This window comes from Mycobacterium sp. E3298 (genome assembly GCF_001666895.1).
GTDB lineage: Bacteria > Actinomycetota > Actinomycetes > Mycobacteriales > Mycobacteriaceae > Mycobacterium.
On record NZ_LZJB01000581.1, the window covers coordinates 1 to 1,428 of the forward strand.

Annotated in this window: 1 protein-coding gene and 1 pseudogene; both read right to left on the bottom strand. The window is 69.1% G+C overall.

The window, feature by feature from the left end; all coding sequences use genetic code 11:
• Positions 1-62: 62 nt before the first annotated feature.
• Complete coding sequence (locus A9X05_RS26480; protein WP_067785117.1) at positions 63-554, bottom strand: hypothetical protein; 492 nt, start codon at positions 552-554, stop codon at positions 63-65.
• A gap of 146 nt (positions 555-700) precedes the next feature.
• Positions 701-1,428: pseudogene (locus A9X05_RS26485) on the bottom strand (serine/threonine protein kinase); the annotation flags it as partial.

The window sequence follows — 1,428 nt, forward strand, 5'->3', positions numbered from 1 at the left end:
ACCGCGCACCGACAAGTGTCGCGGAGCCGGCGTCAGGCAGCCCTCTGACCAGGCCATTGCGCTCAGAGCGGATTGCCGTATCGACGGGGCTGCGGGGCGGGCCCGCTCTCGCCCCTTCTGGGATCGGGCGGCCGGGATCGGTTCGATGGGGTGCACCGACACGCCTCAGGGATGCTTGATGGCCGCGCCGGGAGGCCTTCGCCCGGGCAGCCGAACCACCAAATGGTGTCCGGCTCGCCCGGCCCGCCAAGAGACGAGGAGGGCTGGTTCTCCTCGAAATCGAGCAGATAGTAGTAGAGCACCGCCTCGTCCAAGTTCGGCCACGGGGCGGGGTCGATGATTGACTCCCTGGTGTCGCGGGCCAGTCCCCAAATTCTGTCCGACGGTGGCGCCGCGTACACCAGGTACATCATCGGCCCATCGGTCCACGCGTGGGAGACCAGATAGGGGTTGCTACGCCTGCTGTTCTCGAAGTCGATATGGCGCAACAATTTCCGCAGCACATCAGCGGCAAACTGCACTTCAGCGTCGTCGGCGTCAGGCGGTGGGCGCACCACTGTTCCGACCTCCTCTAGTCAGTCAACGCGCCGGGGCCCGCCACGTCCTTCACACGAGTGCCGGCTTAAGGACAACACGATTCTGGAACGTGATAGCGCTGGTGATATCAAATCCGACGGTCACCTATTGGTCCGGACACGCACTACCCCACCGGACGGGTCCACGTCCGCGTGACGGGATCGCACTGCAAGAGGTAGCCGTCGTTGGAGGTGGTCATGGCGAACACCGAGGTGCCAGGCCGGTCGCATGAACTGCCGGAGGCGTGCACGCCCATCGTGATCGGTGCCTTGGCCCAGCTGTTGCCCTCGCAGACGATCTGCTCGCTGTTGGTCGGGTCGTAGGCCAGCTTGCCGACGTCGCCGCACACCGCGCCGAGCACGGGCGGCGCCGGGGCGGCGGCCGCCGTCGACGTGGCGACGGCCTCCGCGGGGTCGCCCAGGTTGACCCCGGCGGGCGCGTCGCCGACCCGGGTGGCCACCACCGGCACCCGCACCACCGCGCCCTGCGCGCCACACTCGTTGGTCTGCACGGTCTCCGTCACCGTGCCGCGCAGGGTGCCGTCGGCCTGCGGGGCCAGCGACCACGCCAGCGTCTCCTGCTGGGTCGCCTTGGCCTGGGAGTTGGGCGGCGTGCAGTCCATCCGTTCCTGCTGCGGCGCGCCCTGCCAGTAGCCGCCGACGAAGTGCAGCGTGTCCGTCGGGCCGCTCGCAGTCTGGTGGGTCACGTTGTCCAGCCGGGCGCCGGTGGCCGCGCAGCCGTTCGTGGTGCACCCGGAGCGGAAGGCCCACCAGCCGGTGGCAGGGCCGTCGTGGCGGATCGCGACGCCGTTGGTGGTCCGCTTGCCCTGGTCGTAGTCCAGCCGATAGCTGC